Below are 25,689 nucleotides of genomic sequence, written 5' to 3'. Positions count from 1 at the left end.
CAATTTTCAAAGCCACCATCTGCGAAGTATTTGCCAACAAGACTGCAGCGGTTGCCGATTGAAGGGAGTTCCTGAACTCACGAACCACACTGCTCTTCAGCACATGGAGGAGCAGTCCAGACAAGAGCGACACGAAGATTGTCGCCTGTTCAATAAACAAAAGCATTCCATGGAGGAAACGACGATGAAACTGAGCCATCTCGCCGCGGCGGCATTCTGTCTGACAGTGCCGGGCATGGCAGTCGCGCAAGACTATCCCTCGAAATCCGTCACGGTGATCGTGCCTTTCACGGCCGGCGGAGCAAGCGATACGACAGCGCGCATGACCACGCAGAAGATGCAGGAAAGCTTCGGGCAGTCCTTCATCATCGAGAACAAGCCCGGCGCCAACGGCTCCATCGGCGCAACGCAACTCGCTCGCTCAAAGCCGGATGGCTACACACTGATGGTGGGCTCGATCGGGGTCATCGCGATCAATCCGGTGCTTTACAAGGACCCGGGCTATCACCCGCTCCAGAATTTCGATCTGCTCAGTGTCGCTGTGCGCAATCCCAACGTGCTGATCACGCGCCCCGATTTCCCGGCCAATACCGTCCAGGAACTCATCGACTATCTCAAGAAGAATCCCGACAAGGTCACCTTCGCCTCATCGGGCGTGGGCTCGTCCGACCATCTGACGGCGGTGTTGTTTTGGCAGAAGACGGGGACCTCCGGCATCCACACGCCCTACAAGGGCGGCTCGCAGGCCCATACGGACCTGATGGGCGGACATGTCGACGTCTCCTTCCAGAATCTCGGCGCAGTCGCCAACTACATCCGAGGCGGCAAGATGAAAATTCTGGCCGTTACCAGCGACACGCGCTCCGATTCATTCCCGCAGACCCCAACGATGAAGGAAGTCGGCGTCGACGATCTCAATATCTATTCGTGGCAGGCCTTCGTCGCGCCCAAGGGCCTTCCGGCCGATGTGAAGACCAAGCTCGAGACATCGATCACCACCGCCCTCACCTCGCCCGATCTCAAGAAGCGGCTGACCGATAGCGGCTTCGAGGTGGTCGCCAATACGAGCGCGGAATTTCAGAGCTTCCTGGAAAAAGAACTCACCCGCTGGAAGACGGTTGTCGAGATCGGCAAGGTCAAGCCGGAGCAGTAGGAACTGCGATACACGTCTCTCAAGCAGCGCAGAGTCTGGTTCAAGCGGATCAGTGTTCGAAGACAGTCCCGGGCGCGGCGCGTATCATCACGATACACCGCGTCCGGGACGCACTTCGCCAAGCCTAGAAGTTGAAGGTCGTCGAGACGAGATAGGTGCGCGGCGCGCCAAGGATTACGTATCCATCATTGGTCGCTGCCTGCCAGTAGTTGCTGTCGAGCAGATTCTCGACCGAGAATCTGATCACCACAGGCTTGCTGTTCCAGGGTGAGGCAAACGTATAGCGAGACCCCGCATCATAACGTGTCCAGCTCGCGCCGGAGACCTTGTTCGCCTGATCCGTAAAATATCCGCCCGTATGGATCGCGCGGCCGGTCACCGTCAGCCCGCGCAGGAATGGTACGTCCCATTCGCCACCAAGATTAAATTGCGTGTCAGGAACGTTGAAGGTACGCAAACCATCATATGTCCCTCTCTCCGTCTTCTCCTGTCGTGCATCGAGGAACATCACACCGCCGAGCAGGCGCAGTCCCTCGGTCACCTCGCCAAACGCATTGATTTCAACGCCGCGGTTACGGCTTTCGCCTCCCTGCGACACGGTATTGGTCGGACGATCAACAATCTGGAACGGGCGCATGATATCGAAGGCGCTCACCGTGGTCGTGATCCTTCCCCAGTCGATCTTGACGCCCATCTCATGCTGCGTCGACCGGTATGGCGGCAGCACCTGTCCGGCATTGGCAAAACTCTCGCCGACAATCGAGCCTGTTTCCAGCGCCTCGATATAGTTGGCATAAACCGAGACGTTCTCCAGCGGCTTGATGACGAGCGCATAGGCTGGTGTCGTCGCCGATGCATCGTAACCGCCGGTCCTCGTTCCCGTGCCCATGGCGAACGATTCCGAATCCACATATTGGTGCCTGACACCGACGGTGAGCTGGATCCGGTTGTTCCAGATCGACATGGTATCGGCAACACCGAAACTGGACTGGTCCGTGCCGGAAGTTTTGCGAGGCGCGCCGACGTCCACGTTCGGGAAGGGACTTTGACGCGGATTGTACAGGTTCGACCTGAACAGCGCTCCCGAGACGTTGAGAATACCCGTCTCGGCTTCCGCTGTCGCTACGTTGAAATTGATGGAGTGGTTGATCGGCCCGGTGTCGACATTCGCGCGGAAGCCCGCCTGGGCCGCCGTCCGCTCGTGCTTCTGGTTGTTACGCCTCGGCGTCCCGTTGAAGTTGCCGTTCAGACTGTCCATCCGGATATCGGAATAAAGATATCGCGTGTTGCTGGTGCCGATACCTGCCTGGGCATAGGCCGTGAGATTCTCGGTGATATCCACTTCACCCTGGACGAGCGCGTAACGCGATTCCGAATTCCAGAAGCCCCAGTTCGGCATGTAGTTCGCGCGAGCGTCCGGCGCTGCTGGTAGTGCCGTGAGATTGCCGAGATCGACGAAGCGCGTCATCGCGGTGGCATTGTTGTTCTCGTAGCCGATATCGGCTGAGAGGCGCACCCGCTCGCCGCGATAGTCTAGCCCGACAAACGCATTGCCGACTTCCTGGTTCTGATTGGCAAGTTCCGTGGCACCGTCCTTGTAGCTGCCATTGAAGCGAACGCCGAATTCCTTGAACTCGCCGAATCTCTGGCCGACATCCAGTTGCGTGCCAAATTGCGACCGCGACGAATAGGTGTTCGTGATCTGCGCAAGCGGCACGTCGCCCGCCCGCTTGGTCACCAGATTGACGCTGCCGCCGACGCCGCCACCGCCGGGCGGCATGCCATTGAGCAGGGCTGACGGCCCCTTCAGAACTTCCACGCGTTCGATGGCTGACAGCGACGAGAGCGAGAACGCCGACGCGATACCGTAAAGTCCGTTCAGCCCGTAAGCCGTGCTGGACACGCTGAAGCCGCGAATATTCAATTGATCAAAACCGCTGAGACGCGGCACGGTGACACGCACCGACGGATCGTTCGCGAACACGTCGTCGAGCTTACGCGCCTGCTGATCCTGAATCGTCTGCGCCGTGTAGCTCGTCTGGTTGAACGGCGTATCCATTACGCCGCGATTACCGAGCAAACCAACCTGGCTGCCGGATGCGACCTGCCCGCCGGCATAAGCCGCCGGCAGCGAGCCGATCATGCCAGTCGGGGGCGTCGTCGGTGTGCGACGCTCCACCGGCCGCGGCGTCGCACGCGGCGTGACTGCGGCATTTCGGCGCGGCGCGACACGACGGACCGCACGCGGCGTCGGCGCATGCACTTCAACGGCGGGCAGCGCTTGCGAGGTCTGCGCAACAACCGTTGCGTCGGCATCAAGCAATAACGCGAATGCGCTCACGGCAGCCAAAAGGGTTTTCTTGTGAAGTGTAGTTCTGCGCGTCATTGAATCAGTCGCCCCAAAAAACTTCGTCGACTTCTGTCGACTAACTCAATGGGGCCTACAGGATGACATGGTGCGGTCACAATGCGGCGCATCTAGATTCTATCTAATGCTTCACGCCGCTTCATACGCGGAATGCCGCATGCAACCGCGCGCATGCGATTTGACACAGACGATGAATTCTGCAGGACTTCATTTTACTCTGGAACCCTGCAGACTGTCAGCTTGGATAGCAGCGCGCTCGCGCGCCCTTGCGGCGCGCTATCACGATCATCACTGACGCTTCGCCGTGATGTCAACGTGTCCGACCTGATTGGCCTGAGACGTGAACCAGACCACGCCGTTCGGCCCTTTCGTCATGCCGAAGGGCTGTGCGTTCTCCGTCTTGAGATCGAAGAACGAAACTTCACCTGTCGGCGTGATGCGGCCGATCTTGTGAGATTTGAAAGCGCTGAACCAGACATTGCCATCGGCTCCCGCGGCTATACCAATGGGGCGCGTCTCTGCCGGCAATGGAAATTCCTTGATCTCCCCAGCCATAGAAATTCTGCCGATGTGATCGGAGCCATTCATGGAAAACCAGAGATGACCATCGGGCCCGACCGTAATGTCGCGCGGGCGTGACTTCGGATTGCCGAGCGGAAATTCCGTGATCTTTCCTGTCTTGACGTCGAGTCGTCCTATCTTTCCGGCACCGCTTTCCGTGAACCACAAATTCTGATCGGGGCCTGTCACCACACCATAGGCTTCGGCATTTTCCGTCGGGATTGCGAACTCTGAAAACTCACCGGTCAGCGTCACGCGGCCGATCTTGTTCGCCGCCATTTCCGCGAACCAGATCTGGCCGTCCGGACCGACCGTAATGCCGCGCGGCCATGATCCCGTGTTGAATTTCGTGGGTGTCGTGGCCTGTGAGGGAATCGCAAATGTCCCGTTGAATTCCCCTTTGGTCGAGATCCGGCGAATGGCGTTCTCTTCGCGTGACGTGAACCAAAGATTGCCGTCAGGGCCAGAGGTGATCCCCTGAATAACTCCGACCTGATCGCCCGGAACGCGAAAGGAACTCATCTCACCGTTTGGCGTGACCCGAAAAATCTGGTGCTTGATGACTTCCGTTACCCACAAATTCCCATCAGGGCCGACAACGATCGCTTGCGGGCGCTGCCCCTCTCCGGGAAGTGACTTTTCGATCAGAGAGATTTCATCCGCCTTGGTCCCGTTCGGAGCAAATGCAGCGACCAAGGCAAAAGCAACGATAGCAGCGCGGAAGCCTAGAACCTGCATGCGGACTCCATATCGGCGGTTTCATTTCAGTGCTGATGCATGACGACATCGCCGACGCTGCGACATTCGGGCGCAGGCAGCTGCAACATCTCAAGCCGCATGTCATCGGCAAACGAGATGCGGACCTACAGGAGGTCAGGGTGCGGTCACAATGCGGCGCGTTTAGAATCTATCCAGCCGTTCACGCGAGATCATGCGCAGCCGGTCACACACAACTCGCATGCCCGCCACACAGCGCGGCAGATACGTCTATGTCCGACCTTCGACAACAGCGCGGAATACCTGCCGCACGTCGGCCTGCATATCGCGCACCCGCGCTTGCAGCGAGGAGAAGTCGGGCTCGTTGCTCACGCGTGCGAGTATGCGCAACAGATCGGTGCCTGCGGTCTCCGGCTTGAACTTGTCGCTCACGCATAGCCGCAGCACCTGCGTGAGGTCGTGATAGAGCCGCACCGCCGGCCGCAGCACATCGGCGGCGGCTGGCGGCAGAACGCCCAGCCGCGCCGCGTTCTCCAGCACCTGTTGCGTGCTGATGCTGAGGATCTCGGGCTTCTCTGCGGCATGTACCAGCTGCAGATACTGCGCGATGAATTCGATATCGACCATGCCGCCCGCGGCATGTTTCAGGTCCCAGATATCGTCTTCGCCCTTTTCCTCGGCGATGGCTTGACGCATCTCGGCAACATCATTGGCGATGATCGTGATTTCACGCGGACGCGTCAGCACGTCGCGGATGACCCGTTCGATCTTCTCGCGGAACGCGGGCGTCGCCGAAATCACCCGCGCGCGCGTCAGTGCCATGTGCTCCCAGGTCCAGGCCTCGGTCTCTTGATATTCAGCGAAGGAGTCGATGCGCGACGCCAGCGGTCCTGCGCGGCCCGACGGGCGAAGCCGCATATCGACCTCGTAGAGCACGCCATAATTGGTGCGCGTGGTGAAGGCGCTGATCAGGCGCTGCGTCAGCCGCGCGAAATATTGCGCACCGTGCAGCGGACGCGGTCCATCGGAGTCCGGCGCGTCGTGATCGAAGTCGTAAATCAGAATCAGATCGAGATCGGACGCCGCCGTCATCTCGCGGCTGCCGAGCTTGCCCATAGCCACGATCGCGGTCTGCTGATCCTTGATGCGGCCGTGCTGGGCGACGAACTGATCGAGCACGAGCCCATGCAGCGTATGTGCGATGCCTTCGGCGACGTCGGCGAATGCAATCCCGGCCTGCTGCGCCGACACGGTCCCCGACAGAATGCGCGTGCCGATCAGGAACAGGCTTTCCTGCCCGAACAGCCGGAGACGATCGAGAAACTCTTCATAGGAATTGGCATCTTCGAGGGTCGCCGCAAGGCGCGTCGACAGCTCACGCTGGTCCGGCATGGCGCCGAAGAAGCGCGGATCGATGAGGCCGTCCATGATCTGCGGCTGCCGCGCCAGCATGTCACCCAGACGCGGCGCCGCGCCAAGTACAAGCGCCACCAGCGCGACGAGATCGCGGTTCTGGCTGAGCAGCGAGATCAGCCGGCCGCCGCGCTGTAACGCCTGCAGAAAGCGATCGAACGCGACGACCGCAAGATCTGGCTCCTCGGCATCAGCCAGCCCGACGATCAGCGAAGGCACGAATTCCATGAATGCCTGCCGCGTGCCCTCATATTTGAGCGCGCGATAATCATCCGTCATCCAGTGCTGCACCGTCTCCGCCACCATGGCCGGCTTGCGGAAACCGAGCTTGGTGAAATGTTCGAGCAACCGCTGATCCGTTGCACCCGCCTTGTAATCGACAGCCGGAAGATGGACGTTATCGGTCGGATCGCCCTCGAACAGGCGGCCATAATGCCCCTGCACGCAATTGAGATGCCCGAGCAAATCACTGGCAAAGGCTTCACGACTGTCATAGCCGAAGAAGCGCGCAAAGCGTTCCATGGCGCCGACGTCATCGGGCAGCGAGTGAGTCTGTTCGTCGGCCACCATCTGCAGCCGATGCTCGACACGGCGCAGGAATTCATAGGCGAGCGTCAGTTCATCGCGCGCCTCGAAGGTGATCCAGTTGCTGGCAGCGAGAATATTCAGCGCCTCCAGCGTCGGCCGCACGCGCAATTCCGGGTGGCGCCCGCCAGCGATTAGCTGCTGGGTCTGTGCGAAGAACTCGATCTCACGGATGCCGCCGCGCCCGACCTTGACATTGTGGCCTTCGACGGAGATTTCATTCTGCCCGCGAAACGTCTGCATCTGCCGTTTCATGTCATGGACATCGGCCAGTGCGGCGAAATCCAGATGCTTGCGCCAGACGAAAGGCGCGATCTCGGCCAGCAGTGCTTCACCGGCCTTGAAGTCACCGGCGCAAGGCGACGCCTTGATCATCGCCGCGCGCTCCCACGTGCGGCCCTCGCGCTCATAATAATGCAGCGCCGACGCCGTCGAGACGGCTACCGGCGTCGAGGCGGGATCGGGTCGCAACCGCAGATCAACGCGGAACACATACCCGTCGCCGGTGCGCTGCTGCAGCAGCCGCGACACGCCCTGCGCAATACGCACGAAGAATGAATTCGGCTCGATATCCTCGGCCAGCGTATGCGCCTCAAGATCGAAGAAAACGATTAGGTCGATGTCGCTGGAATAGTTCAGCTCGCCGGCGCCCATCTTGCCCATCGCCAGCACAATCAGGCCGCTGCCCTGCTCCGGATTCTCGGGATCCGGCGGCAGGATACGCTTGCGTGCCATGTCCTGGCGCAGGAGATAGCGCACCGTCGTCTGGACGGAGGATACAGCGAGATCGGTCAGCGCCCGCGTGACGCGCATCACCGGCCAGACGCCGCCGATGTCGCACAGCGCAATCAACAAGGCCGCTTCGGATTTCATGCGTCGCAGCAGATGCATGACATCGGGGTCGCCGCCGGCGGCAGCGACATTCGCCGAGGTCTCAGCGATCAGAGTGGTAAGATGGCGATCGGGATCGCAATGCAGCAGCCGCAATGCACGTGCGGAATCGGCACGAATCAGATCGAACAGATAGGGCGACGCCTCGGCAATGCCGAGCAGGATCGCCCTGGCATGCGGAAATTGCTCGGTGACGGCGCGAAATGCGGCGGCATCGTCCGGCGCGATATCGGCGAGCCATTCGCCGAAGCGCTGCTCGGCATCGGCGGGGGCGAACAGCTGCGGTCCGCTGACGAATTGCGCGGCCAGCGGGAGCTGGCCCTCGCCTGTTGCGGCTGAGGTCATGCCGACTTCTGTGGCACATTCCCCGTTTGACCCGCAAGGCCTTCGGCTGCCACTGCGGGCAGCGCCAGCGTGACCCGCAACCCTGGATGATTGTCGCCCAGCTGCAATTCACCGCCGTGCAGCGTGGCCACGGCAGATGCAAGACTGAGACCGAGGCCGGAACCGGGCAATGTGCGGCTCGCTTCCAGCCGCACGAAGCGCTCCACTGCATGTTTCCGATCGGCTTCGGGAATGCCTGGACCATGATCGGACACGCTGAGCAGCACCTGATCGCCCTCGCGCCGCGCCTCGATCACGATGTCCTTGGCAGCCGCAGCGCCCGCGCTATCGGCATTCTCGTCCGTGATCGCAGGTTTGCCATATTTGATGGCGTTTTCGACGAGATTGGCGAGCGCCTGGCTGATCAGTTCGCGATTGCCGCGCAGCGGCGCAGCCGCGGTCTTGACGGTCAGCGTAAGATCGCTGTCTTCAGCAAGCGGTTCATAGAGCTCGTGGATGCCCTCGGCCACTTCAGCAGCGTCGAAATTGTCCATATTGCCGCGCGCCTGCCCTGATTCCGCACGTGCGATCATCAGCAGCGCATTGAAGGTCCGGATCAGGCCATCGGATTCCTCGATGGTGCGTTCCAGCGCCGCACGATATTCGGCCTCGTTGCTGGATCGCGCCAGCGCCTCCTCCGCCCGATTGCGCAGCCGCGTGAGCGGCGTCTTGAGGTCATGGGCGATATTGTCCGAGACTTCTTTCAGTCCTGTCATCAGCGCTTCGATGCGCTCCAGCATGGCATTGAGATTTTCCGCGAGACGGTCGAGTTCGTCGCCGCTGCGTCCGACTGGCAGACGACCAGAGAGATCGCCCGCCATGATACGCTGGGTGGTGCCGGTCATGGCGTCGATCCGCCGCAGCACGCGGCTGGCGACGAAGATGCCGCCGCCGAGTCCAAGGACAACGACGATCAACACCGACCACTTCGCGGCATCGCCGACGATGTCGAACAGGCGCCGGCGTTCCTCGAGATCATGGCCGATCAGCAGCCGGAAGCCGCTGCTCAATTGCGTCACCTTCACCAGTGCGCGATGGTTGGACGAGTCGGGATCGTCGAGCCGGCGATAGGCGGTCTCGGACCAGCCCGTGGTCGCCATCACGCCGGGCGCCAGTGAGGACACGTTGCCGGCGATGGATTGACCCGCCGGTGTCGTGATCAGATAGAGGTTGGCGCCAGGACGCAGCGCCCGGTTCTCGATGGCGCCAACGATTCCCCGCAAGCCGCGCCGCCCGAACAGATCGCTCAGCTCGGTCATTTCGTCATCGACCGTGGTCGTGATCTGATCGTTGATCAGCCGGTGTGTATTCCAGGCGAAATAGCCGAGGAGCGATGCTGCAAACAGCGCGAACAGCAGCAGATAGGCCAGCGTCAGCCGGAAGGCCGTCGTGCGAAACAGTTTACCGATAGCCGTCACGGGTCACGCTCGGGACGTGCGGAAATGGAAGGTTCTGGAAGTCATCCCCTGTTCTAGCAGGCGCAAGCTGTAACAAACAGGGCGTGAATATGAGATGTTGGTAATGTCGCCGTGCGGTGGGAATTTTATCTTTCAGCCAGGTTCATTCCGGAAGACCGGCTTTTCGCAGGCCTTCCGATGCAAGTGCGAAGTCCTGCGGTCGCCGCACCAGCAGCCAGTCGTCAATATTGCTGAGCCGCAATGTGGGATCGAGCCGGCGCACATGGCCCATCGCCTCGCGCGCCTCTTCCATTCGCCCACCCAGAGCATGCGCGGCCGCCTGAAATGCAGCAACACGGAGAATGTTCGGCACCTCGCGCGACGCCTCCCGCAAGCAATCGAGCGCGGTATCAAAGCGTCGCGAATAGAGATGCGACATCGCGATTCCCGTATGCATCTGGAATGTCTCGGGATCGAGCGGACTGAGCCGCATGGCGCGTGAAAAATAGGCGATGGCCTCGTCGTGCTCGCCGAGCGAAACGCGTTGGTAGCCCCCGAGATACCAGATCGTCGAGAGATTGGGATTGAGCACCAGCGCACGATCGACATAGGCGACGCAGGCATGCAGGTCGACGCCGAAATGCGGCCAGGCATGGCCGCCGCGTGTCAGCGCTACCGCGTCGTTCTTCCCGAGGGTGACGGCGCGCTCGGCAAGCCGCGCCGCTTCATGCCCGTCAGCCACACGATCGGAAAGCCAGCGGTTCATCTTGCGCCAGTAGAAGCATCCCGCGGCCATCCCATAGGCCGCAGCGAAGTCTGGATCGAGCTCGATGGCTTTGTAGAAATTCGCCAATGCCGCATCGATCCCATCGCGCGTCGACAAATGAAAATTCGCCAGTCCGCGCAGGTAGTAGTCATAGGCGTCGAGGCTTTCAGTCGGCTTCCGTTTGGCGCGTTCGATCTCCGCAAATTCAAGCTGCGGCGCGATGGCGCCCACGACGCTTTCCGTGACCTGGTCCTGCAGATCGAAGATGTCATCAACAACACTCTCGAAGCGCTCGCCCCACAGATGCATGCCCGTGGTGGTATCCACGAGCTGTCCGGTGATGCGCACGCGGTTCGCCACACGGCGCACGCTGCCTTCCAGTACATAGCGCACGCCAAGTTCGCGCCCGACCTCGCGGACGTCCACGGCACGGCCTTTAAACGTGAAACTGGAATTGCGGGCAATGACGAACAGCCAGCGAAGCCGCGACAGTGCGAGGATGATGTCCTCGACCATGCCATCGACGAAATAGTCCTGCTGCGGATCGCCGCTCAGATTGAGAAACGGCAATACTGCGATCGACGGCCGATCGGGCAACGTCAGCGCGGCGTTCGGATTCGCCGTCGACGTGGCGTGATCGGCAACCGCCGCGTCAGACTGCGCCGGCATTGCCGTCTCGGTCACATCGCCGACGAAACGAAAGCCCTTGCGCGCCACCGTCTTCAGCAGCCGCTGTTCGTCGCCGCTATCGCCCAGCGCCCTGCGTACCGCATTGATGTGACTGGCCAGCGTCGATTCGGACACGATCCGTCCCACCCATACGGCATCGAGAAGGGCATCCTTGCTGACGACGTGGTCGCGGTTCTTCACCAGATGCAGCAGCAGGTCGAAAGCCTGCGGCGTGATCGCCACCTTGTCGCTGCCATGCGACAGCTCTCTGCGGTCGGGATCGAGGACATAGCCTGCGAACAGATACGGCACTCGGCGCTCCATGACTGCCTGCGTTTTCGGCCGGCGGCAATGAACCGTCAAGACCTTCCGGAGGCAACAGAACCGACCCCACAAGCTGGCCGGTCGCGCGCCATCGGCGGTGACGTGTCAGCCGGCCCTTTCTGAACGAACATCCAAGCGAAACTCAAGAGAAAACGAAGGTTGCGGCAAAGTCTTCCAGTGCGCCGCGGCGCATGGTCCGCCCACACGATCGTCACCGTGTGAAAGGGAGAAAATATCATGAAAATCGTCGTCATTGGAGGTAGCGGCCTCATCGGTACGCAGATCGTGAGCGGCTTGAACAAACTGGGCCATAAGGTCTTCGCCGCCTCGCCGTCGACGGGCGTCAACACGCTGACGCGGGAAGGACTGGCCGAGGCCATGTCCGGGACAAACGTCGTCATCGACGTGGCGAATTCGCCATCATTCGAGGACGGGCCGGTGATGGACTTCTTTCAGACATCCAGTCGCAACCTGCTCGCGGCGGAAAAGGCCGCAGACGTCCAGCATCATCTGGCCCTGTCTGTGGTCGGGACCGAGCGCCTTCAGGCCAGCGGCTATTTCCGCGCCAAGCTGGCCCAGGAGGATCTCATCAAGGCGTCTGGAATGCCCTACACGATCCTGCGGGCGACGCAGTTCTTCGAATTCATCCCCGCCATCGTGCAAGGCGGCGTGGACGGCGACGTGATTCGCCTGGCGCCGGCCCTGATCCAGCCCATCGCATCTGCGGACGTGGCAGCCGCCCTGGTGGACCTGGCCCTGGGCACCCCGGTGAACGGCGTCGTCGAGGTGGCCGGACCCGAACCGCTCCCGCTCGACGCACTCGGGCGCAAATATCTGACGGCAAAGCAGGACCCACGCCAGGTCATCGCCGACATCCACGTGGGTTATTTCGGCACGCCTATCAATGATCGCTCCCTGACGCCCGATGCCGGCGCGCGCATCGGAGCGATCCATCTCGACGACTGGCTCAAGGGCTGATCGACGCAAGCTGCCTCTCCGCCAACCAAGGACCGACCATGACCGACGACGTTCCGCGCTCGACACCCTCCCGCCGCGATCTGCTCGCAGCTGCCGCCATCACCGCGATCACTGCCGGCTTGCCCTCGATCGCCGAGGGCAAGGCCGACGACAAGCCAACCAAACCTCACGCTCACAAAGGACATCGCGCCATGAGCACTATCACCACAAAGGACGGCACCGAAATCTATTACAAGGACTGGGGCAAGGGCCCGGTCGTTACCTTCTCCCATGGCTGGCCGCTCAACGCGGACGCGTGGGACGGCCAGATGCTGTTTCTCGCCCAGCATGGCTACCGTGTCATCGCCCATGACCGCCGCGGTCATGGCCGCTCCAGCCAGGCCTCAAACAACAATGACATGAACGGTTATGCCGACGATCTCGCCGCAGTCATCGAGACGCTCGATCTGAAGGACGCGACGCTGGTCGGCCATTCCACGGGTGGCGGCGAAGTCGCACGCTACATCGGCCGCCACGGCACCAAGCGTGTGAAGAAGGCAGTGCTGATCGCGGCGGTGCCACCGATCATGCTGAAGACACCAGCCAATCCCGAAGGATTGCCGATCGAGGTGTTCGACGGCATCCGAGCCGGTGTGGCCGGAGATCGGTCGCAATACTACAAGGATCTGGCGATCGCCTTCTACGGCGCCAACCGGCCCGGCGCGAAAGTCTCCCAGGGCACGCTGGATCAGTTCTGGCTGTGGAGCATGCAGGCTGGCGCGAAGAACGCCTATGAGAGCGTGAAGGCGTTCTCAGAAACGGACTTCACGGAAGACCTGAAGAAGTTCGACATCCCTACCCTCGTCCTGCATGGCGAGGACGATCAGATCGTGCCCGTGAAGGACTCCGCGGTGAAATCAGCCAAGCTGATCAAGGGTGCCAAGGATGTCTATTATCCCGGCGCACCGCACGGCATCACGGCGACCCATGCGGATCAGGTCAATGCCGAGCTGCTGAAATTCCTGAAGAGCTAGCACAAGCAACCTTCACGGTCCGACAGAGCGAGGCGACGAACATGCAACAGATCAATGACAGGCAACTGGCGGGAGTAACCGTCCCCGATACGGCCATCATCGCCAGCGCGATCGACCACGCCCGGAACAGTTGCGAACCGTACCTGTTCAACCATGTCGTCAGGTCATGGTTGTTTGCGGTGCGGCTCGCTCAACTGCAGAACATCGAGCACGACGGCGAGGTTCTCGCCGTCGCAGCACTGCTGCATGACATCACGCTCAATGAACGCTTCGCCGGACCGCGTCGTTTCGAAGTCGAAGGCGCCGACCTCGCGCGTCTCTTTGCACGGGAGCATGGCTTCAACCGCAGCCGCGCACAGTTGATCTGGGATAGCGTTGCGCTCAATTCCACGCCGTCGATTGGGCTGTTCAAGGAAGCCGAAGTCGCGCTCTGCACCGCCGGCATCTGCTTCGATGTCGTCGGCTTGCAGTATGAGCTTATTCCACCGAGCGACGTTGCGGCAATTGTCGCGGAATTTCCACGTTTGGGAATGAAGCAGAAAATGACTCGCTGCTTCTGCCATATCGCCCGGACCCAACCCGGCACCACTTACGACAACTTCATTCGCGATTTCGGCAAACGTTTCGTGGCGGGCTACAAGGCAAGCTCCGTCGTCGAACTGGTGATCAACGCGCCGTTCGACGAAGAACAGCCATAGATGCGCGAAGGGGCCGCCGCTTACTTCATGCCGTCGCGGATCATATAGCCGGCGCCGCGAATCGTGTGCAGCAGCGGACGCTCGAAGCCCTTGTCGATCTTCGAGCGCAGGCGCGAGATATGGACGTCGATCACGTTGGTCTGCGGATCGAAATGATAATCCCAGACGTTTTCCAGCAGCATGGTGCGGGTGACCACCTGCCCGGCATGTTTCATGAGATATTCGAGCAGCCGGAATTCGCGGGGCTGCAGGATCAGTTCCTGGCCACCGCGCGTCACGCCATGGGACAGCCGGTCGAGTTCGAGATCACCGACGCGATAGGTCGTCTCTTCGGCGGGACCGCCCTGGCGGCGCGACAGCACTTCGACGCGCGCGAGCAGCTCAGCAAACGAATAAGGCTTCGGCAGATAGTCGTCACCGCCGGCGCGCAGGCCCTTGATGCGGTCGTCGACCTGGCCCAGCGCCGAGAGGATCAGCGCCGGCGTCCGGTTACCCTTGTCGCGCAGGCCGCCGATAACGGAGAGCCCATCACGCTTCGGCAACATGCGATCGACCACCAGCACGTCGTAATCGCCGGAATCGGCGAGCGCGAAACCTTCCTCGCCATCGCTGGCGTGATCGGCGACATGGCCGACCTCACGGAAAGCCTTGACCAGATAGTCGGCGGATTCGCGGTCGTCTTCGATGATGAGCAGACGCATCTGGGGATCGGATTCGCTGTGGATCTTGTGAGTCTCGGTCACCATGGCGCGCACCGGGCTTTCATGCAAGGCGGCGGAATGCCCGCCGGTTATCCTTCGGGGCAGAAAGAAGAATAGGCGGTGAAGCTGGGGGAAACTTCACCGCCCATTGGCCTTTCAACGGAGGGGGGCGTTTTCCATCGAAAGGAAGCAGCGGGAGCGAGTTTGTGGCTCGCCCCCTGGAAAGAGCCGTCAGCGGGGGCGACTATGCCGGCGACACTCTCCGTTCATGTGCGGTGATCAGCTCTTCGCGAGGGGAACGGCGACGAACTTCGATGAGCCGTTCGAGCGAACCCTGATCAGCACGCTGTTCTTGTTGTCGTTCTGCGCGGCGACAATCGCCTCGCGCACATCGCCGGGATTGGTCACGCTCTTGCCGGCGACTTCGAGAATGACGTCGCCTTCCTTGAAGCCACGCTCAGCAGCGGCGCTCTTCGGATCGACGCCGGTCACGACCACGCCGTCCTTGCCGGCACCGGCGACACTGCTCGCGGGCGAGACCGTGAGGCCGAGCCGCGGCACGTCGCTGCCGCGCGATGACGATCCCTTGTCACCGCTATCGACATCGGCCTTCGCCTCTATCGTGTTCGGCAACTGGCCGAGGGTCATGGACAGAACCTTGTCCTCCCCCTTGTGCAGCACGTTGATCTTCACCGTGTTGCCCGGCGCGAAGCCGCCAATGGTGCGGGCGAGTTCGCGTGCATCCTTGACCGGCGTGCCATTCACCGCGGTGATGACGTCACCCGATTTGATGCCGGCCTTGGCTGCGGGACCATCGGCCTGCGGCTCGGCGACCAGCGCACCTTCCGCCTTCTTCAGGCCGAGACTGTCGGCGATATCCTGGGTCACCGGCTGAATCTGCACGCCGATCCAACCACGCGAGACCGAACCCTTGTCCTTGAGCTGCGCCACCACCGTCTTCACGGTCGAGGCCGGGATCGAGAACGCGATGCCGACGCTGCCGCCCGAGGGCGAATAGATCGCGGTGTTGACGCCCATCACTTCGCCCGACGTATCGAAAGCCGGACCACCCGAATTGCCCTTGTTCACGGGCGCATCGATCTGGATGAAATCGTCATACGGACCGCTGCCGATGTCGCGACCCGAGGCCGAGACGATGCCTGCGGTCACGGTGCCGCCGAGTCCAAACGGGTTGCCGACTGCCAGCACCCAGTCGCCGATCCGCGGCTTGCCGTCAGCAAGCTTGGCGAACGGGAAATCGGTGCGGCCCTCGACCTTGATCAGCGCCAGATCGGTACGTGGATCGGTGCCGATCACCTTGGCCGAATAGGTCTTGCCGTCGTCAGTCGAGACCTCGACCTTGTCGGCGCCATCGACCACGTGATTGTTGGTTACGGCGAAACCGTCAGCCGAGATGAAGAAGCCCGAGCCCTGACCGCTCACGACACCACGGCCGCCGCCGCGCGGACCACCGCGCATGCCTGGAGGCACGCCGTCCTGGCCGAAGCGCTTGAAGAAGCGCTCCATCGGGGAGCCCGGCTGGAACGGCGAGTCGCCGTTGTTGTCGTCATCCTTCGATGCGACCTTCTCCTTCATGTTGACCTTGACCGAGATCACCGACGGCTTCACGCGCTCAACGATATCGGCGAAGCCGACCGGCTGCGCGGCCTGCGACTTGACCTGCTTGTCAACCTGCGCATGCGCAGTGGTGGTGAAGATGTCGACCGGACCGTTGGAGGGCGACAGGCCATAAGCGGCAACACCAAGGCCCGCAACAACCGACGCCATCAGCGCGAATTTACGCGCAGAGAACAGCGAACGGCGGGACGCCTTGTAGGACGGCAATTCGGAAAAATCGTTGGGGCGGTCGGACATCGAGAAAATCTCCAGAGCAACGGCGCGGGGGCAAGGCGCCTTGTGTGATCTGAAGATGGAGGTTTCCACCTTACCGCGGGCTGGCAGGGGAATTAAGGTTTGGTAATCTGGCGGATACAGGTGTGGCGGGGTGACGCAGGGAAAACCGCGCCTGAATCACCCCGATATCGGCAGATGCAGCGGCGGTATCAACAGCCGGTCTTTTGACCCGTCTCCGGGAACAGACCGGCCAGGATTTCGCCGGCCATGTTGAAGGCTGCAACGCCGCGGAACAGCGCCGCGATTCCTGCACTTGCGTGCAGTTCCTCAAGCGTGGCGCCGGCCTTGATCGCAGCCTTTGCGTGATTGGCAGCAGCTTCGGACGTCTGGACCAGCAGGATCGCGAACGACATCAATTGCACGGTCTTCTGGTCCAGTGCCGTCGGCGTCAGCGCCGCAATCCGCCAGTCCTCCAGCGCCGTGACCAGAGCGGGATCGACGCGCATGCCGAGTTCGAGCCGCTTCGCGATCTTCGGCGGCGTAAAGCCAATCATGGTCTCGTAGCGGGACTTCAGCTCGTCGAGCTCAGCAATTTTCTTCGTCATATGATTCCCGTTTTCAAATCGATTACCGCCGAGGTCCTACTCGACCTTGGCACCCGCTGTCTTGACCACTTGGCCCCATTTTTCCGACTCGGCGCGCAGAAACGCAGCGAATGCGTCGCCGGATAACGTGCCGGGCTCGGCGCCGACATCGGCGAGACGCTTCACCATGTCGGGGTCCTTCAGCACCTTGGCCACGCCGTCGATCAGCACCTTCGCCACGTCCGGCGGCATCTTGGCCGGCGCGACGAGGCCAAACCATGACGACGCCTCGAAATTGGCGACACCCGCCTCCGCCATGGTCGGCAGCTCCGGGAACAGAGGCGAGCGCGCTGCGCCGGCCACGGCAATCGCGCGGATCGTGCCGCCCTGAACCTGCGGACGAATGGCCGGCATGTTGTCGAACATCATCGGGATCTGACCGGCGATCAGGTCATTCATCGCCGGCGCCGCGCCGCGATACGGCACATGGACGATATCGATGCCGGCGCGCGCCTTCAGCAGCTCGCCGGCCAGATGATTGGTTGATCCCAGGCCGGACGAGCCGAAATTGAGTTTGCCCGGCGATGCCTTGGCGAGCGCGATCAGCTCCGCCACCGTCGTCGCCTTCACGCCCGGATTGACCGCCAGCACGATCGGAACCGACGCGATCAACGCCACCGGCGTGAAATCCTGCGCGGGATTGAAGGGGAGTTGCGCGTAGAGCGACTGATTGACCGCGAGCGGTCCGGGCGCCGTCAGCAGCAACGTATAGCCATCGGCGGGCGAGCGCACGACGGCATCCGCGCCAATGTTGCCGCCGCCGCCGGCACGATTGTCGATCACCACCGGCTGTCCCCAGAGCTCCTGCAGCTTGGTGCCAAGCAAGCGGGCAACGACGTCGTTCGATCCGCCGGCGGGAAACGGCACCACGATCTTGATGCCGCGTTCGGGAAACCCTGCATGGGCAACCTGGCCGACCAGCGAAACCATGACCAGAGCCACCAGTGCAGAAACCACGTGCCGCATGCGAACCTCCAAATAATCGATTTTTCTTGCTTCGTCGATTTTATGTTGGCACTACTTAAGGCTGTCGTCAAATCGGCTGATTGCCACCGTTTATTTTCAGCGAACAAAGATCGCTTATTTGAAGGGAGTTGCCACGATGAGTGCGCATACGCCTGGCGCCCCACCGAAGCCCTGCCCCGGCCCCGATCGCCATCCGAAGCGTCCGGCATTCGTGATGCCGCGTGGTGCCTGCGATACCCATGTCCACGTCTTCGGCCCTCAGGCCGAATTTCCGTTCAGCGAACAGCGCAGCTACACGCCGGAAGACTGCACCTATGACGACCTGATGCAGCTCCACGAAACGCTCGGGATCGACCGCGCCGTGATCGTGCATGGCGGTGCTCATGGCACAGACAATAGCGCGACCCTCGCAGCCCTCGACCTCAATCCGCGACGGTTGCGCGGGGTGGCGGTGATCCCGTCGGGCCTGCCGCAGCAGGAGCTCGAAGACATGCACCTCCGCGGCATGCGGGGCTGCCGCATGTCCACCGTCGTCAGCGGCGGCGCATCCTTTGCGCATCTAGCGGGTCTCGCGAACGAGACCTTCGATTTCGGCTGGCATCTCGTGCTGCATTTCAACAAAGCGAGCGAACTGGTCGATGTCGCGCCTCAACTGATGCAGGTCCGCAGTCCGTTCGTGCTGGATCACCTCGCCCGGATCAGCGCCGCGGAAGGCGTCGACTCCGAACCGTTCCGAACCTTGCTGCGATTGCTCGACACCGGCCGCTGCTGGATCAAGCTCGCCAGCCTGTACCGTCTCTCTGCAGAGCCCTATCCGCATCGCGACATGCTGCCAATGATCGCGCGCGTGGTCGAAGCGCGTCCCGACCGCATCCTCTGGGGCAGCAACTGGCCGCATCCGATCTGCCCGGTCGCGATGCCGAACGATGGCGACCTCGTCGATCTCATCCCGCTCTGGCTGCCGGATCCCAAAGCGCAGCAATTGGCACTGGTGGATAATCCGGCTTCGCTTTACGGTTTCGAGAGCATCGGACAGGCATCATGAGCACCGCACGCACCACTACGGCCGGCGCGATCCCGACCACATTGTCTACCACGCTCGTCGCCCGCTTGCGGGACTCCATCATGCGCGGCGACCTACTGCCGGGCAGCAAACTCAATCTTGATCGCCTGCGCACCGCCTTCGGCGTCAGCCTCAGCCCGCTGCGCGAAGCGCTGTGTCGTCTGGAGAACGACGGACTCGTCGCGCTGATCGACCAGCGCGGCTATCGCGTCACGCCAGTCTCGGCGAGCAATCTCGCCGAGATCATCCGGCTGCGCGTCGAACTCGAAGGCCTCGCCGTCAAGGAAGCCATCGAACACGGCGATGTCGCCTGGGAAGGACGCGTGCTCGGCTCGCTGCATCAGCTCAGCCGCTGCAAGCGCGGCTCACGCTCGGCCGCTGAACAGGAAGCCTGGGAGATTGCGCATCGCGCCTTCCATGCCGAACTGATCTCGGCGTGCCAGATGCCGTTGCTGCGGCAGTTCTGTGCGACGCTGCACGACCAGAGCGATCGCTATCGCCGCATTTTTCTGAAGAAGCATCAGCCCGATCGCGATGTGCCTGCAGAACACACGGCCATGGCCCATGCGATGATCGAGCGGCGCACGCGCGATGCAACGCGGATCCTGCGGGAGCATATTGAACGGACCGGCCGGAATATCCAGGCGGTGTTGCCCGCCGAATAGACGCCGGCCGCGGCAACAGCTGCACTAGTGGATTGACGCTTCCCCCGTGTGATAGCGACGAGGACGAGTTCGGGATTGGCCGTCCAGACAAAGGGCTTTGGATCGGCGTTGGTTTCGGTAACGAAGCGATCGATGACGGCTTTGAGATCATCCACGGATCGGAACACGCCGCGTTTGAGGCGACGTCTCGCAAGCTTTGCGAAGAAGCCTTCGACAGCGTTGAGCCATGATGCCGAGGTTGGTGTGAAGTGGAACGTCCAGCGGGATGCCGGGCCAACCATTCTTGCACCTTGGGATGTTTGTGGTTGGCGTAGTTGTCGATGATGGCGTGGATCGCCTTCGTGCCGGCACCTGGCCCTCGATGGTGTTGAGGAAGCGGATGAACTTCTGGTGACGCTGGGGCTGCATAATGCGGCCGATAACGGTGCCGTCGAGGATATTCAGGGCCGCAAACAGAGTGGTCGTGCCGTTCGTAGTCGTGGGTCATCGTCCCGACGCGGCCCTTCTTCGTCGGCAAGCCGGGTTGAGTGCGGTCGAGCGCCTGGATTCAATGAGTCCTGAGCCTCAGCGGCCATATGTAAAAATACGGCAACTCGCGTATTTTGTATTAAGATCATCAGGCAAATGAATGCATGGATTCCAATCTTTGATTGGATCTGACTTATATCCTAGCGCCGTTGTAGCGGGGCGATGCATGAGCGGACTGCTGAGGACGATCATTGCCGACGATCATGCCTTCATTCGGCAAGGTCTGAAACAGCTTCTGTCGACCGTGGACAGCCTTACGGTCAGTGGAGAAGCGGCGGACGGTGAAGCCGTTCACCGGCTGCTGAACGAAAGCTCCGCCGATCTTCTCATACTCGATCTTGGCATGCCGGGTGTGAACGGGTTTCAGTTCATAGCTAACCTGAGAACCGAATGGCCGGAGCTGCGAGTTCTTGTCGTGACCGCCAATGTTGAGCCACGTTCCGTTCGGGCAGCGTTTTCTGCAGGCGCGAATGGCTATTTGACCAAGAGCGGCGATCCATCCGAACTCATCGCTGCAGTCGATGCCATCAGAAAAGGCAACGCCTATGTGGCGGAGGAGGTTCGTTTTGCGGTGGACCAGCATGACGGCCCGAACGACTCCCCGGAGCCCACGGCTGCGATCATATCTCCGGTCACGCTTACACGGCGCGAGCGGCAAATCCTGGGGATGATCCCTCACGGTGCCACCAGCCGCGACATCGCCAATCGGCTCGGCATTAGCCCGCTGACCGCCCGGAAACATCGCGAGAATCTGATGCGGAAGCTTGATCTGCACAGCGGTGCTGAATTGACAGCCTACGCAATTCGTCTCGGGCTTCCAGCGGGCTAGCGCAACGGCAACTCGCGAACGAAGCCGCCGCACCTACCGGCGCGCGAAGAGGTTTCCATGCAAGAAGACAAGATACGCGAGGCGCTCGTCGAGCTTTTGTATCGCAATTCCTACGGAGTGGTGGTCGCCAACATCCTCATCTCCCTGGCGGCAGCGTACGTACTGAGGAGCGTTGTATCGGCGAGCTGGTTGATCGGATGGCTCGGCGCGTTATATCTGCTCACTGCCATACGCGTTCTGGCGGCGCGCCGGTTCTTCAGCCGAGATAGAGAGCCGACGTCCGCGTTGCGATGGGCCTGGCTTGCGGCTGCGTTTTCCTGCGTGTCAGGCCTGCTGTGGGGAATGCTCGGCTGGGTTGGGTTCCTTCCTGAGGCGCCCATTCCTTTTTCATTCACGGTCATCGTTTTGACCGGTCTGATCTGCGGCACCGTTCCGTCGCTCTCGGCCTTTCCGCCTGCTCTCGTCGGCTCGATCGTCGCAACGGTGCTTCCGATCACGGTACGCTCGATTACCAATGGAGGTGATATCTCCGGCGCATATCTCTCCCTGCTTGCGGGGCTTGTGGCCATCAATCTCTATTACTGCCGCACAACGTACCACATGCTGCGTGAGACCATCAGGTTGCGCCTGGAAAATGTCGAACTGGTGAGCCACCTGCAGGAAGAACGCGACCGCGCGCAAGCGGCCGATCGTGCGAAAACGCGTTTCCTTGCGGCCGCCAGTCATGACCTGCGCCAGCCGATCCATGCCTTGAGTCTACTGATCGCCACGCTCGCAGCGCTGGGTCACCGCGGCGCTGTCGCATCGGGCGATGCTCGCGATCTGGCCGGCAAGGCAAAATCCATTGTCGGCAATCTCAGCGCCCTCCTGAATGGACTGCTCGACATCTCCCGGCTCGATGCCGGCGTCGTCACTGTTGCGAAGGAGACGGTGAATTTGTCGCAACTTTTCAATCAACTCGGCAGCGAATTCGCGCCCGTGGCGAAGGATCGCCGCCTTGATTGGCGTGTTGTTGAAAGCCGTCTGCTGGTGGACAGCGATCCCATGATGCTGAAACGGGTTTTGGACAATTTGCTGTCGAACGCTTTTCGATACACGAGATCCGGCGGCGTTCTGCTCGGCTGCCGTAGGCGCGACGCTTCGGTGGAAATCCAGATATGGGATACCGGCCCCGGCATCCCCGCAGATCAGCAAGCAATGGTCTTCGAGGAATTCGTGCAATTGCAGAACCCGGCGAGGGATCGCGCGCTCGGCCTCGGCCTTGGCCTCGCCATCGTTCGCCGCACCGCCGTACTGCTGCAACATCCGCTAAAGCTGGTCTCCGTCACCGGACGCGGCTCGATGTTTTCCGTTACGGTTCCGATAGCCAGTGCGGTGGAAACTCCCTTGCCCGACAATAAGGCATCACCCGGCATCGCCGTCGGCATCATGGTCGTGGAAGACGAGAGGGATGTTCTCGACATCATGGTCCAGTTGCTCACCCTGCAGGGGCATCGCGTCTATGCCGGCCGATCTGCCGCCGAGGTGCAACAGATTCATGCAGAGGCGATCGAGGCCGGCAAGGCACCGGTCGATCTGATCATTGCCGACTACCGCCTCGGAGATGGGGCTACGGGCCTGGACGTAATCGAGGCTCTTTGCGCCCATATCGGCCGCTCGGTCCCTGCCGTTATCGTGACCGGCGATACCTCGCCGTCGCGGATCAAGGAAGCCATCGCCAGCGGTCATCGTATTCTGCACAAGCCGATCACCGGCGAGGAATTGCACGAAGCGATCGTTACAGCCTGTGTTGACGGCAAGGAATCAATCGATAGCGGTCGCTAAAGGCATATGTAGCTGCCCCGGATTGGCGATCACCCGGCCACGGTTGAGATCGCGTCTCCGCGCTGATCTCCCACGGCGCCACCGTCTGCAGCGGCGCAAAGCTTTTCGACACCAGAGCGTTTTCCAGCGAAGTGGACCCGGTTCGCGTCAAGAAAACGTGTCAGAATAACGAATCTAGAGCCCCGTTTCGATTCTATCGAAACGGAAAAGGCTCTGGCCTCCTTACCGACGACGAAATACGGCATCTGCCGTATCGCTTGCGACCGAACCCAACGATATCTTTCGTGCCGACTGGGCACGCTAGAACAGCGGCAGATTCTGAATTCGGCAGTTGAGAGCAGAAGTGTGCCATCAACGGAGCTATCAAGACGAGCAGCTTCGCTTCGGGAAGTCTCGCACGACGACGGCGATCTTCGAGGATGAGTTCTCCAACGTGACGCGCAGCTACGCAGGCGAAAGTCTCGCGCGGTACCAGTGGTGAGCAGGGAATGTCGAGTGAATGTCACACAGGAGATATCTGACATGTTCATGAAACAAATTGCCGTAGTTGGTGCCGTCTTGGTGTTGGGCGGCTACTTGGCGGCCTCAGATGGCGCGCTGGCCGAAGGTCAAGGCGGGCTTGGCCAGCGCCCCTCGCAGACGGTCAAAAACGGCACGCCAAATCTCGCCGGTCCGCAGACCAAATCGCCCTCAAACTCCTTGTCCGGTTCGACGATCCGCAACGGTAACAGCGCTTCTGGCCCCTATAAACCTGTCTTGGGATACAAGTGGTGAGCGGCATGCAGGCGAGCGCGTTCCTCTAGCTATTATGAGGCAACGACGACGTTTTGATTCCAAAGTCGGTCGCATGAGTGGCGAAGTGCACGTCAATCGATTGACCGCGAGGATGAGTGGATGTCACACAGGAGATATCTAACATGTTCATGAAACAAATTGCCGTAGTTGGCTCTGTCTTGGCGTCGGGTGGCTACTTGGCCGCCTCAGACGACGCGCTCGCCCAAAGTCAGGGCGGGCTTGGCCAGCGACCGTCATACACGATGAAAAACGGCGCGCTAAATCTCTCGCAGGCCAAACCGCCCTCAAACTACTTTTCCGGTTCGCCTTCCTCCGGCTCGACGATCCGCAACGGTAACAACACCAACTTCGGCCTCAACGGCCCCTATGTCGGTCTGAAGTTTATCGGAAAACAATAACCGACCCGCGGCTACGACCTGGTCGTTTCGGGGGCGCCTCCAGGCGGCCTTTTCTATACTAGCAAACAAAATACGGGCCGCCCTCGCCGCGGCTACTCCGTAACCGGTGCATCATTCCTCCACAGACCAGCCCTGTTTGGGGGAACATTACTGACTTTGAAATTTGTCCGTAATGCTGTGAAATGCGTTCTGGAATTTTGGGCGGCGGGGGTATTTTATGCGACTATTAATTCCCGGTGCGGTCGTGGTTGCGTGCGGAGGTGCTCCAGGTCAGGCGCTTGCAGCCGATATGCCGATAAAGGCCGTTGTGCAGTCGATCGATCAGTTGTGGAACATCAGCTACAACAGCGAAGTCCGCTATTTCAGTTGGCGGAATACCCGAGGCTTTCCGACCAATGCTGCCCCCCTGAACGGCGTCGGTCAGGGAACGCAACTTTACGCGCCGATGTCACTGTCGTTGACAGGCAATCCCAACCCCAATTGGAAACTCGAATTCGTCCTGCGGGGGGGCTTTGTCTCTTCGTCGCAATCAACATCCGGCGAACGCGGCTCGGTCGATACGCCGGTCGATACGCAGCTCTCGGGCACCGCCACTTACAATGGCTTCACCGGCTTCCAGCCCTTCGTCGCAATGCTGATCAACGCCCCGACCGGAACGTCCGCACTTTACGGTAACTCGCGCTTCGCGCGCATGGACGGCGATCTCGTCGACCAGGGCACCTATGGCGAAGGCTGGAATTTCGGACCGACTGCGGGCGTCAACATTCCGCTGTCGCAGGCGCTGATTTTGACCCTGTCGAGTGGCTATACCCAGCGCAACCCCTTCAACAAGGAAGCCCTCAACCCGATTACGGGCCTGACCACCGATACCATCAGTATCAAGAACGGCGACGAGGCAACCGTGACAGCCGCGCTTGGATATTCCAATGGGCCGCTCTCGCTGCAGGGCTCCGGGTCCTATTCCTGGGACGGCATCTCGCAATCCGGCCAGTTCGGCATGCTAGGCTACGACAAGTACAGGGTCGGGCCGCGCACGACGATTTCCGGCAGTGCATCTTATGCCTTTGATCAAAGGTGGTCGATCTACAGCGATGGTTTCTGGACCCATACCAACAAGAATGAGATTCTTGATCCTGGCGGGTTGGCCTTAATTCCGGAAGGGTTCAATTCCAACAGCAACCTGTATAGGGTCAATGCCGGATTGAACTACAGATTTGCCAATGGCTTCACCGTCGGCCCCACCGCGGGCTATCTCTATCGCGACCACGATGGTTATGATGCTGCGACGTTCAGCTTCGTGCCGGCCAAGACCCGCTGGGCGGTGGGCGGAGTCGCCAACTACAATGTCACCAACAAGATCAACATCAATGGCAGGGTCGAGCGGGTCTGGATTCGGGAGAATGAAACTCCGGGACCGCCGGCCTTCGCGCCGTTAGTGCCATTCATGTCCGGCGACGCCTGGGTCGTCGCCGGCGGCGCAACCGTGAATTTTTGAGAGAGGCCGA

The 25,689-nt window shown here is 61.0% G+C and carries 20 protein-coding genes and 1 pseudogene; 11 read left to right on the top strand and 10 right to left on the bottom strand.

The genetic code is table 11. The features are described 5' to 3' along the window. Positions 1 to 184: 184 nt before the first annotated feature. Entirely contained in the window at positions 185 to 1,153 is a 969-nt protein-coding gene (locus tag AB8A50_RS02755) for a Bug family tripartite tricarboxylate transporter substrate binding protein (RefSeq protein WP_439076740.1), read from the top strand. Positions 1,154 to 1,277: 124 nt separating this feature from the next. Here the strand turns inward: AB8A50_RS02755 and AB8A50_RS02750 are convergent, their stop codons facing one another. The 5 genes from AB8A50_RS02750 to AB8A50_RS02730 all read right to left on the bottom strand — a co-directional run bounded on the left by AB8A50_RS02750 (position 1,278) and on the right by AB8A50_RS02730 (position 11,216). Then, on the bottom strand, positions 1,278 to 3,494 hold the full coding sequence (locus AB8A50_RS02750) for a TonB-dependent receptor (RefSeq protein WP_439079907.1): 2,217 nt from the start codon (positions 3,492 to 3,494) through the stop codon (positions 1,278 to 1,280). A 315-nt stretch (positions 3,495 to 3,809) separates the two neighbouring features. Continuing rightward, the gene (locus AB8A50_RS02745; RefSeq protein ID WP_439071214.1) at positions 3,810 to 4,820 is read right to left on the bottom strand and encodes a Vgb family protein; all 1,011 of its coding nucleotides are present in this window, start codon (positions 4,818 to 4,820) and stop codon (positions 3,810 to 3,812) included. A gap of 249 nt (positions 4,821 to 5,069) precedes the next feature. Then, positions 5,070 to 8,033 carry a bifunctional [glutamine synthetase] adenylyltransferase/[glutamine synthetase]-adenylyl-L-tyrosine phosphorylase gene (locus tag AB8A50_RS02740; protein WP_439076738.1) on the bottom strand — a complete coding sequence of 988 codons (2,964 nt, stop codon included), beginning with the start codon at positions 8,031 to 8,033 and terminating at the stop codon, positions 5,070 to 5,072. Beyond that, positions 8,030 to 9,490 carry a sensor histidine kinase gene (locus AB8A50_RS02735; RefSeq protein ID WP_093758959.1) on the bottom strand — a complete coding sequence of 487 codons (1,461 nt, stop codon included), beginning with the start codon at positions 9,488 to 9,490 and terminating at the stop codon, positions 8,030 to 8,032. Before AB8A50_RS02735 ends, AB8A50_RS02740 begins: the two co-directional genes overlap by 4 nt. Positions 9,491 to 9,632: 142 nt before the next feature. Continuing rightward, complete coding sequence (locus tag AB8A50_RS02730) at positions 9,633 to 11,216, bottom strand: winged helix-turn-helix domain-containing tetratricopeptide repeat protein (protein WP_439076736.1); 1,584 nt, start codon at positions 11,214 to 11,216, stop codon at positions 9,633 to 9,635. 249 nt (positions 11,217 to 11,465) lie between these two features. On the opposite strand from AB8A50_RS02730, the gene AB8A50_RS02725 reads away from it, so the two are divergent. The 3 genes from AB8A50_RS02725 to AB8A50_RS02715 are packed head-to-tail and all read left to right on the top strand — an operon-like array spanning position 11,466 to position 13,917. After that, positions 11,466 to 12,206: an SDR family oxidoreductase gene (locus tag AB8A50_RS02725; protein WP_439076734.1), complete on the top strand. Its 741-nt coding sequence runs from the start codon at positions 11,466 to 11,468 to the stop codon at positions 12,204 to 12,206. A 38-nt stretch (positions 12,207 to 12,244) separates the two neighbouring features. Then, on the top strand, positions 12,245 to 13,219 hold the full coding sequence (locus AB8A50_RS02720; RefSeq protein WP_439076732.1) for an alpha/beta fold hydrolase: 975 nt from the start codon (positions 12,245 to 12,247) through the stop codon (positions 13,217 to 13,219). 41 nt (positions 13,220 to 13,260) lie between these two features. Next, complete coding sequence (locus AB8A50_RS02715) at positions 13,261 to 13,917, top strand: HD domain-containing protein (RefSeq protein WP_439076730.1); 657 nt, start codon at positions 13,261 to 13,263, stop codon at positions 13,915 to 13,917. A 20-nt stretch (positions 13,918 to 13,937) separates the two neighbouring features. Here the strand turns inward: AB8A50_RS02715 and AB8A50_RS02710 are convergent, their stop codons facing one another. The 4 genes from AB8A50_RS02710 to AB8A50_RS02695 all read right to left on the bottom strand — a co-directional run bounded on the left by AB8A50_RS02710 (position 13,938) and on the right by AB8A50_RS02695 (position 18,082). After that, positions 13,938 to 14,618 carry a response regulator transcription factor gene (locus tag AB8A50_RS02710; RefSeq protein ID WP_315844384.1) on the bottom strand — a complete coding sequence of 227 codons (681 nt, stop codon included), beginning with the start codon at positions 14,616 to 14,618 and terminating at the stop codon, positions 13,938 to 13,940. Positions 14,619 to 14,897: 279 nt separating this feature from the next. Continuing rightward, positions 14,898 to 16,493, bottom strand: coding sequence for a Do family serine endopeptidase (locus tag AB8A50_RS02705; RefSeq protein ID WP_439076729.1), 1,596 nt, complete (start codon positions 16,491 to 16,493; stop codon positions 14,898 to 14,900). A gap of 188 nt (positions 16,494 to 16,681) precedes the next feature. Beyond that, entirely contained in the window at positions 16,682 to 17,077 is a 396-nt protein-coding gene (locus tag AB8A50_RS02700; RefSeq protein WP_439076728.1) for a carboxymuconolactone decarboxylase family protein, read from the bottom strand. 36 nt (positions 17,078 to 17,113) lie between these two features. Further along, a complete protein-coding gene (locus AB8A50_RS02695; RefSeq protein ID WP_439076726.1) occupies positions 17,114 to 18,082 on the bottom strand; it encodes a Bug family tripartite tricarboxylate transporter substrate binding protein in 969 nt (322 codons plus the stop codon). A gap of 136 nt (positions 18,083 to 18,218) precedes the next feature. On the opposite strand from AB8A50_RS02695, the gene AB8A50_RS02690 reads away from it, so the two are divergent. Further along, a complete protein-coding gene (locus AB8A50_RS02690) occupies positions 18,219 to 19,127 on the top strand; it encodes an amidohydrolase family protein (RefSeq protein ID WP_439076724.1) in 909 nt (302 codons plus the stop codon). Beyond that, complete coding sequence (locus tag AB8A50_RS02685; RefSeq protein ID WP_068730513.1) at positions 19,124 to 19,810, top strand: GntR family transcriptional regulator; 687 nt, start codon at positions 19,124 to 19,126, stop codon at positions 19,808 to 19,810. The genes AB8A50_RS02690 and AB8A50_RS02685 overlap by 4 nt, the downstream gene beginning before the upstream one ends. Before the next feature lie 41 nt (positions 19,811 to 19,851). Here the strand turns inward: AB8A50_RS02685 and AB8A50_RS02680 are convergent. After that, a pseudogene (locus AB8A50_RS02680) lies at positions 19,852 to 20,357 on the bottom strand (IS630 family transposase); the annotation flags it as partial. Positions 20,358 to 20,504: 147 nt separating this feature from the next. Here AB8A50_RS02680 and AB8A50_RS02675 point away from each other — a divergent pair. The 5 genes from AB8A50_RS02675 (at position 20,505) to AB8A50_RS02655 (ending at position 25,679) form a co-directional block, all read left to right on the top strand. Continuing rightward, positions 20,505 to 21,167, top strand: coding sequence for a response regulator (locus tag AB8A50_RS02675; protein ID WP_439076723.1), 663 nt, complete (start codon positions 20,505 to 20,507; stop codon positions 21,165 to 21,167). A gap of 57 nt (positions 21,168 to 21,224) precedes the next feature. Then, complete coding sequence (locus tag AB8A50_RS02670) at positions 21,225 to 22,991, top strand: hybrid sensor histidine kinase/response regulator (RefSeq protein WP_439076721.1); 1,767 nt, start codon at positions 21,225 to 21,227, stop codon at positions 22,989 to 22,991. 522 nt (positions 22,992 to 23,513) lie between these two features. Then, positions 23,514 to 23,765: a hypothetical protein gene (locus tag AB8A50_RS02665; protein ID WP_439076720.1), complete on the top strand. Its 252-nt coding sequence runs from the start codon at positions 23,514 to 23,516 to the stop codon at positions 23,763 to 23,765. Between the two features lie 143 nt (positions 23,766 to 23,908). Further along, positions 23,909 to 24,184, top strand: a complete 276-nt coding sequence (locus AB8A50_RS02660) for a hypothetical protein (protein WP_439076718.1) — start codon at positions 23,909 to 23,911, stop codon at positions 24,182 to 24,184. A 217-nt stretch (positions 24,185 to 24,401) separates the two neighbouring features. Then, entirely contained in the window at positions 24,402 to 25,679 is a 1,278-nt protein-coding gene (locus tag AB8A50_RS02655) for an outer membrane beta-barrel protein (protein ID WP_439076716.1), read from the top strand. The last annotated feature ends 10 nt before the right edge of the window (positions 25,680 to 25,689 follow it).

Source organism: Tardiphaga sp. 841_E9_N1_2, from assembly GCF_051811065.1.
GTDB classification, from domain to species: Bacteria; Pseudomonadota; Alphaproteobacteria; order Rhizobiales; family Xanthobacteraceae; genus Tardiphaga; species Tardiphaga robiniae.
Note: the sequence above shows the minus strand (reverse complement) of the source record. Positions and strands in the feature narration are given on the sequence as shown.

Excerpts from the sequence above, each read along its gene's own strand:
- AB8A50_RS02725 (WP_439076734.1), top strand. The coding sequence starts at position 11,466 with ATGAAAATCGTCGTCATTGGAGGTAGCGGCCTCATCGGTACGCAGATC.
- AB8A50_RS02745 (WP_439071214.1), bottom strand. The coding sequence starts at position 4,820 with ATGCAGGTTCTAGGCTTCCGCGCTGCTATCGTTGCTTTTGCCTTGGTC.
- AB8A50_RS02675 (WP_439076723.1), top strand. The coding sequence starts at position 20,505 with ATGAGCGGACTGCTGAGGACGATCATTGCCGACGATCATGCCTTCATT.
- AB8A50_RS02695 (WP_439076726.1), bottom strand. The coding sequence starts at position 18,082 with ATGCGGCACGTGGTTTCTGCACTGGTGGCTCTGGTCATGGTTTCGCTG.
- AB8A50_RS02665 (WP_439076720.1), top strand. The coding sequence starts at position 23,514 with ATGTTCATGAAACAAATTGCCGTAGTTGGTGCCGTCTTGGTGTTGGGC.
- AB8A50_RS02660 (WP_439076718.1), top strand. The coding sequence starts at position 23,909 with ATGTTCATGAAACAAATTGCCGTAGTTGGCTCTGTCTTGGCGTCGGGT.
- AB8A50_RS02720 (WP_439076732.1), top strand. The coding sequence starts at position 12,245 with ATGACCGACGACGTTCCGCGCTCGACACCCTCCCGCCGCGATCTGCTC.
- AB8A50_RS02740 (WP_439076738.1), bottom strand. The coding sequence starts at position 8,033 with ATGACCTCAGCCGCAACAGGCGAGGGCCAGCTCCCGCTGGCCGCGCAA.
- AB8A50_RS02670 (WP_439076721.1), top strand. The coding sequence starts at position 21,225 with ATGCAAGAAGACAAGATACGCGAGGCGCTCGTCGAGCTTTTGTATCGC.
- AB8A50_RS02715 (WP_439076730.1), top strand. The coding sequence starts at position 13,261 with ATGCAACAGATCAATGACAGGCAACTGGCGGGAGTAACCGTCCCCGAT.
- AB8A50_RS02710 (WP_315844384.1), bottom strand. The coding sequence starts at position 14,618 with ATGCGTCTGCTCATCATCGAAGACGACCGCGAATCCGCCGACTATCTG.
- AB8A50_RS02655 (WP_439076716.1), top strand. The coding sequence starts at position 24,402 with ATGCGACTATTAATTCCCGGTGCGGTCGTGGTTGCGTGCGGAGGTGCT.
- AB8A50_RS02705 (WP_439076729.1), bottom strand. The coding sequence starts at position 16,493 with ATGTCCGACCGCCCCAACGATTTTTCCGAATTGCCGTCCTACAAGGCG.
- AB8A50_RS02755 (WP_439076740.1), top strand. The coding sequence starts at position 185 with ATGAAACTGAGCCATCTCGCCGCGGCGGCATTCTGTCTGACAGTGCCG.
- AB8A50_RS02700 (WP_439076728.1), bottom strand. The coding sequence starts at position 17,077 with ATGACGAAGAAAATTGCTGAGCTCGACGAGCTGAAGTCCCGCTACGAG.
- AB8A50_RS02690 (WP_439076724.1), top strand. The coding sequence starts at position 18,219 with ATGAGTGCGCATACGCCTGGCGCCCCACCGAAGCCCTGCCCCGGCCCC.
- AB8A50_RS02685 (WP_068730513.1), top strand. The coding sequence starts at position 19,124 with ATGAGCACCGCACGCACCACTACGGCCGGCGCGATCCCGACCACATTG.